The 7152-nt window shown below is 70.7% G+C and carries 5 protein-coding genes; 3 read left to right on the forward strand and 2 right to left on the reverse strand.

Annotation, left to right across the window (positions count from 1 at the left end):
• The first annotated feature begins 1 nt into the window (after position 1).
• Together VMS22_19060 and VMS22_19065 are read left to right on the forward strand one after the other, a co-directional pair.
• On the forward strand, positions 2–2158 hold the full coding sequence (locus VMS22_19060) for an FUSC family protein (protein ID HXJ36137.1): 2157 nt from the start codon (positions 2–4) through the stop codon (positions 2156–2158).
• Between the two features lie 58 nt (positions 2159–2216).
• Positions 2217–3707: an NAD(P)/FAD-dependent oxidoreductase gene (locus VMS22_19065; GenBank protein ID HXJ36138.1), complete on the forward strand. Its 1491-nt coding sequence runs from the start codon at positions 2217–2219 to the stop codon at positions 3705–3707.
• A gap of 6 nt (positions 3708–3713) precedes the next feature.
• Here the strand turns inward: VMS22_19065 and VMS22_19070 are convergent, their stop codons facing one another.
• The gene (locus tag VMS22_19070; GenBank protein ID HXJ36139.1) at positions 3714–5609 is read right to left on the reverse strand and encodes a right-handed parallel beta-helix repeat-containing protein; all 1896 of its coding nucleotides are present in this window, start codon (positions 5607–5609) and stop codon (positions 3714–3716) included.
• Positions 5610–5814: 205 nt separating this feature from the next.
• Between VMS22_19070 and VMS22_19075 the strand changes: the two genes are divergently transcribed.
• Positions 5815–6543 carry a hypothetical protein gene (locus VMS22_19075; protein HXJ36140.1) on the forward strand — a complete coding sequence of 243 codons (729 nt, stop codon included), beginning with the start codon at positions 5815–5817 and terminating at the stop codon, positions 6541–6543.
• A 7-nt stretch (positions 6544–6550) separates the two neighbouring features.
• On the opposite strand, the gene VMS22_19080 is transcribed toward VMS22_19075, so the two are convergent.
• A partial coding sequence (locus VMS22_19080; protein ID HXJ36141.1) for a hypothetical protein occupies positions 6551–7152 on the reverse strand: 602 nt, incomplete at its 5' end.

Below are 7152 nucleotides of genomic sequence, written 5' to 3' on the forward strand. Positions count from 1 at the left end.
CGTGGCGAGCGCAACGTCGAACTTCGAAGCGCTCGTCGCCGCCGAGCTGGCACCGACACCGGGCCGCGGTCGGGCGACGTCGCGCATCGTCGTCGCGTGCGTGGTCGCGACGGCGGTCGTGATGGCCTTCCACATTCCCCACGGCCACTGGGCCATCATCACCATCTTCACGGTGAGCCAGCCGAATGCCGGCGCGTCGCTCACCAAGGGGGTTCAACGCCTGATCGGGACGTTCGGCGGCGGTGTCGTGGGCATCGTCGTGGCGACCGTGTTCGCGGACCAGCCGTGGATCCGCGCGCCGCTGCTCGGCGTGATCGCGATCGCGGGTCTGTTCCTCTCCCGGACCACGACGGCGCCGTACGTCGGGCTCCTCGGCGCCTTCACGGCCCTGATCGTCGTCGCGGCCGCGGGCAATTCCGATCCGAATGCCGCGGTCGCAGTCGGGCTCTGGCGCATCGTCCTCATCTGCATCGGCGTAACGATCGGCACCATCGCGCAGCTCGTCCTGTGGCCCGACGACCCCGAGGAGGCCCTGCTCGACGAGCTAACGGCGCGAGTGGACGCCGCGGTCCGAGGGATCCGTCGTTGCCTCGACGGCACGCCGCAGGCCCTGGCGCCGGAGCCCACGGCGCTCATCCAGAGCGGCCTCGTGCAGCACCTGGACCTGCTCGCGAACGCCGAGGCGAGTCATCCGGCGCTGCGCCTCCGCCACATCGAGCAGCTGACGCTCATCGAGGCCGTCGAGCATCTGCTGACCGGATCGCTCGCGCTCGAACGGGCCGCGAGCACCGAGGGCACGTCCACCCTTCCGCTCGCGCCGCGGCTGCGCGAGCTGCTCGCGAGGTGCGAGCAGATCCGCGACGCCCTCGTTCACCGCGCACCACCCGGCGCCGTCGCCACCGGCACGTGGACCGACGCCGCGACGGCCGGAACGGGCGCGACGCATCTCCTGCCCGCTGTGCGCGAGATGGAGCGGGCGCTGCACGACATCGTCGCGGCCGCGGGCGGGCTGGGCGAGGCCGGACACCATGCGGCGGCGGCGCTGCCGCGCTCGCCGCTCGACACACCCGGCCCCGCGAGCTTCTTCACGCCGGCCTTCTCGCCCTTGAATCACGCCGACCTCGCCTTCGCGCTGAAGGGCGGGCTCGCAGCGTCCATCTGCTACGTGCTCACCAACGCCCTCGTCTGGCCCGGCATCGAGACGAGCATCTGGACGTGCCTCGTCGTGGCGCAGTCGAGCTTCGGCGCCATCGTCCAGAAGGAGATTCTCCGCCTCGTCGGCGCCATCCTCGGCGGCGTGCTCGGCATGATCGCGATCGTGGTGGCCATGCCGAACCTCGAAGGCCTCGTGGGGCTGCTCGTGGTGGTCGCCATCGGCAGCGCGATCGCCGGCTGGATCATGAGCGGCAGCGCGCGCATCGGCTACGCCGGCGTGCAGACCGGTCTCGCGTTCGGCATCTGCGTCGTCGACGCGGCCGGGCCGATCACGACGCTGACGCCGGCTCGCGATCGCGTGCTCGGCGTGCTGATCGGCATCCTGGTCGCGGGCTTCGTCTACCGCGCGCTCGGGCCCGCGCTCGCGAGCGTCCAGATGCGCGAGTCGATGGCGCGGACGCTCCGCTCGCTGGCCGCGCTGGCGCGCGTCGGCGTCGTCGCACCCTCGGTCGAAGTCGCACCGAATCGCGGCCACCGGTGGACCGTCTACCAGGGTCTGGCGACGACCATGCGCCTGCACGACGAGGCGCAGTTCGAAGCCGGCGGCGGCCGCCCCGAGATGGTCGCTGCCCGCGACACGATCCTCGGGCTCGTGCGCGACGCGCAGGCGGTGTTCCTCGTGCTGCTCGACCTCGTCCGCCACCGCCTGAACGTCGACCTGGGCGATCGGAGCGGGCCCTCGCGCGCCGGCCGTCGCGAGCTCGCCGCCGGCATCGCCGACATGCTCCTGTGGGCCGCCGCGCGCGTCGAGGGAAAACCCACGCCCGACCCACCCGACCTCGTGACCCTGCTGGCGCACGCCGAGCAGGCCGGGGCGACCGCCGCGACCGGCACCGCCGAGCAGGCGGAGCACCTGCGCGCGCGGCTGCTGCTCTATCGCGACCTCGTGGGAACGCTCGAGCTCCTCGACCGCGACGTCGCCAGCGCCACGGCGGGAACGTGACGGATGCGGGTGGCTTGGCCCCGCCACCACATATAAGGAAGCCCGGGAGGGCAGCCCGATGACGAATCAACCCTTCGACGTTCTCGTCGTCGGCGCCGGCATCTCAGGGATCTGCGCCGCGTACCACCTCCAGAGGAGCTGCCCCGATCGCACGTACACGATCCTCGAAGCGCGCGACGACATTGGCGGGACCTGGGACCTCTTCCGCTATCCCGGCATCCGCTCGGACTCGGACATGTACACGCTGGGATACTCGTTCAAGCCGTGGACGAATCCCAAGGCCATCGCCGACGGGCCGTCGATCATCGCGTACCTGCGCGAGGCCGCGAAGGAGAACGGCATCGATCGGAACATCCGCTTCGGCCACCGCGTGCGGCGGGCAGCGTGGTCGTCGGACGAGGCGCGGTGGACGGTCGAGGCGGAGCGCGGCGAGCGCAAGGAGCCGGTGCGCTTCACGTGCAACTTCCTCTTCATGTGCAGCGGCTACTACGACTACGCGAGGGGCTACTCGCCCGAGCTCCCCGGCATCGAACGCTTTGCGGGCCGCGTCGTCCACCCGCAGAAGTGGACGCCGGACATCGAGTGGGCTGGCAAGCGCGTCGTCGTGATCGGCAGCGGCGCCACCGCCGTGACGCTCGTGCCGGCGATGGCGAAGACGGCCGCCCACGTCGTCATGCTGCAGCGGTCGCCCACCTACATCGTCTCCATGCCGGCGGAGGACCGCATCGCGAACGGGCTGCGCCGCATCCTCCCTGCTCGCCTCGCCTACGCCATCACGCGCTGGAAGAACGTGCTCTTCACTCTGTGGTTCTACCGCTTCTGCCGGCGCAACCCCGCGCGCGCGCGAGCGCTCATCACGGGATGGCTCCAGAAGGAGCTCGGCCCCGGCTACGACATCTCGCCGAACTTCGATCCGCGCTACAACCCGTGGGAGCAGCGCGTGTGTCTCGTGCCGGACGGCGATCTGTTCCAGTCGATGCGGCAGGGGCAGGTCTCGGTGGTGACCGACCAGATCGAGACGTTCACGGAGCACGGCCTCCGCCTGCGCTCGGGCAAGCAGCTCGACGCCGACCTCGTCGTGACCGCGACCGGCTTGAACCTCCTCTTCCTGGGCGGCCTCGAGGTGACCGTCGACGGCCGCCGCGTCGATTTCACGAAGACCTTCGCCTACAAGGGCATGATGTTCAGCGACGTGCCGAACCTCGCGCTCGCGGTCGGCTACACGAACGCGTCCTGGACCCTCAAGGCCGAGCTCATCTGCCGGTACGTGTGCCGGCTGCTGAACCACATGGCGAAGAGCGGAGCCCGGCAGTGCACGCCGCGCCTGCACGACGCGACCGTCGAGGAGGCGCCCTTCCTCGATCTCACCTCGGGCTACGTCACACGGTCGATGCACCTCTTCCCCAGGCAGGGGACGAAGGTGCCGTGGCGACTCCACCAGAACTACGCGCTCGACCTGATGATGATCGAGCTCGGAAACGTCGACGACGGCGTGATGGAGTTCTCCGCGCCGCAGGCGGCGAGCGCCCCCATCGCGGCCGCCGGCTGATCGCCGCTACGAGCCCTTCAGCACGCTCTTTGCGCGCGCGAGGGCATCGTCGAGGAAGACGCCGAGCGCGCCGGCACAGGCTTGAGACACGCGCCCGCGCGCCCCGAGCCGTCGCACGATCCGTCCGGCCTGCTTCTCGCTCGCGATCGCCCGGCGCACGAGGTGCTTCGTCCGTGCCGCCGACGTCGACGACCCGGCCCGATCGAGCCGCTCGCACGCCTTGGTCAGCTGCCGGCTCGCAGCAGTTGGTAGGGTTTCCGCGCCGCACGCCGCCAACGGGAGCCGGCCGCAGACGCAGCGCGCCGACTCGGTTCCGGTCGCGGGATCGTGCCGGCAGCGCCCGGCGACGCAGGAATCGGCGGTGCACGAATCGTCGTCGTCGCACGCGCTCGGCACGCCCGCCGTGCACTCGGGTGGTAGCATCGTCGTGCTGGTCGTGATCGGCGCGACCGTGCTCGACGACGAGGACGAGCTCGTGCTGCTCGACGTCGAGGTGGACGTGGTCGTGCTGGTCGTCGACGTGATGGTGCTCGTGGTCGTCGGCGTGCTCGACGAGGTGGAGGTCGTGGACGTGGTCGTGGTGGTGGTCGGAAGGCCGTCGGCCTCGAACGCGCCCATGTCGCAGGCAGCGGCCTGCGGGCGGCCGACGTTGCGCTGATCGCCCCCGAGCGCCCCTCCCACCGCGTCGGTGCACGTGGCGAGCGGGATGGCGTCGAACGCCGGGCTGCCGACGAGCAGCGCATGCGTGAACGTCGGCCCGCCGTTCGACTGGAGCGGGCCGAGCAGCGGATCGACGGCCAGGAGGTTGGTCGCCGTGTCGCCCGAGAGCGTGCAGCCGGCGGTGCTCTGGACGAGATTGTAGCCTTGCGAGTCGAGCAGGCCGACGCAGTCGGGCGCCTCGCCGCCGCGATCGAGGTTGCCGGCGACGATGGTGCCCTTCACCCTGAGGTCGCCGCCCTCGTTGACGATGCCGCCGCCGTCGCCCGTGCCGTTCGCATCGTCGTCGGCGACGTTGCCCGTGACCGTCACGTTGACGAGGGTTGCCGTCCCCGTCGCGTTGTTGTGCACCAAGCCGCCGCCCACCTGATCGGAACGATTGCCGGACAGGGTGCTGTTGGTCATGACGAGCGTGCCGTTGGAGAGAACGCCCGCCGCCACCATCGCCGTGTTACCCGAGATCGTGCTCTGGTCGATCGTTCCCGCTCCGAAGATCCGAAGGCCGCCTCCGGCGTCCGCGTGGTTTCCACTGACCGTCGAGCGCAGGATGCTGACGTCGCCGCACGCGATCCCGCCGCCGTTCAGGGCTGTGTTGTCGCTCAGGGTGGAGTCGACGAGGGTGACCGTGCCGACGTCGCCGATGCCACCGCCGCTGTTCGCGGTATTCGAAATGATGGCGCTGTTGCTCACGACGAGCGTCGCGCCGTTGACGCGTACCCCTCCGCCCTCCTGCACCATCGTGCCGCCCGTGACGGTCACCCCGGAGATCGCGACGGTGATCGAGCCGATGAGCTCGAGAACTCGATCGTGTGTGACGGCGCCGTTGCCGTCGATGGTCGTCAAGGTCGCCCCGGCGCCGGCGATCGCGAGGTTCGCCGTGACGTCGAGATCGCCGCTGGCCGCCGCATCCTCGTTCGCACCGACGATCGTCAGCATGTAGGTCCCCGCGCCGAGGCTGACAACGTCGTCACCGCTCCCGGCCGTGCACGCGTCGTAGGCGACGTCCTCGTTGGCCGATCGGACGGCCTCACGCAGGGTGCAGTTCCCGTCCGCAAGCACCGCGTCCTCGGTCGACGTCACGGCGATCACGGCCGCGGTGACGGGGGTCGAACCGACGGCGGCCGCGACGAGCATCGCGCCGAGGGCCGTCCTGGCGACGCCGAAGCCCGTGACGTCCCTGCTCATCTCATCGCCTCCGGATCGTGGGGCCTTACGCCGCAGCCGTCACGCCCGTCAACCCGCGACGGTCGGGTCTCCCCGCACAATTTGGATCGGTGGGCGGTAGCATTTCGGCGCTCGCCGTCGATCGCACGCGGGGGAACCGCCTTTCGGGGCAGGTACGCGGCTTGCTCAAGCGGCCGAGGCGCCCGGCGCCAAGGAGGTCATTTCCGTGACAACCCCAATCTCGATGATCAGGATCGCCGTACTCGCGAGCAGCCTCGTCGGGGCGAGCCTGGTCCACGCCGACATGACCGGCTCGTTCGACGGCCAGATGACCGGCAAGAAGATCCCCATGCCGATCGAGGTCGCGGCCGGGCTCACGCAGATCGGAACGGCGGTCACGGGAACGGTCGCCGTGGGCGGCGATCCGTCGATCGCCGGCGCCTACATCGTGAACGGCAAGGCGACGACCAAGCGCGTGAAGCTCTCCGGTCTGGTCCACGGCGTCCGCTTCTCGTGGAACGGCAAGATCCTGGGCGACACGATGACCGGGAAGACGAAGTTGAAGGGCGGCGGCGTCAAGGTCGCCGGCTCGCTCACGCTGGCGCGCAACGTGTCCACCGGCGACGGGTCGGCCTGTGACGCCGTGTACACCGCGAACCAGACGCTCTTCGAGGACCAGGTCCTGGGCCAGGCGCTCATCACCTGCACCGCGTGCCACGTGACCGGTGGCCAGGCCGCGATGACCCGCTTCCACGTGAGCACCGGCGATCCGCTCGCCACCGCGCGCGAGATCGCGCTGCTCGTCGACTCGGCGAACCCGTCCTCCTCGCGCATCCGTGAGAAGCCGCTCGACCTCGTGCCGCACGGCGGCGGCGTGCAGATCACGGACGGCAGCACCCAGGATCAGACGCTGCAGCAGTGGATCGATCTGGTCGCGCAGGCGCACTGCAACTGACGCGCGCTCATCCGAGGCGCCCGATGAGATTGCGGGCGTCGGTCGGATCCAGCCGCTCGTGTCCCTCCGTGAACCAGGAGAGCACGTCGGCGACCACCCGGCGGCCGTCGGCGCGGCGCCCCTGATCGGCGTCGAGACGCGCGAGGCTCATCGCCGCGCGTAGCTCGAACCACTTCGCCGACTGCGCGCGGGCAACGGCCAGCGCGCGCTCGAACCACGTCCGCGCCTCCGGCCACCCTTCCGGGCCGCGCAGCGCGATCAGCAGCTCGCCACGCCAGCGGTGGACTTCGGCTTCCTCCATCCGCTCGCCGGTCTCCTCGACCAGCCGGCCCGCTTCGACCACCACGCCGAACGCGTCGTCGAGACGGCCGGCCACCGTCGCCGCCTCGCCGACCGTGAGATGGGCGGACGTGATGGCGACCATGCCCGCGCGGCGCCCATAGGTCTGGAGCAACGGCAGCAGCTCGTCGACCACATCCGTGGTGTCCCCGAGCATCGCGCGGGCCCAGCCGTGGATGATCGTCACCCGATGCGCGATCTCCGGATAGCCGTGCTCCGCGCACAGCCGCAGCGCCCGCGCGGCCAGGTCGCGCGCGAGCCGCGGCTCGC

Source organism: Candidatus Eisenbacteria bacterium, assembly GCA_035577985.1.
Classification (GTDB): Bacteria; Desulfobacterota; Binatia; order DP-6; family DP-6; genus DATJZY01.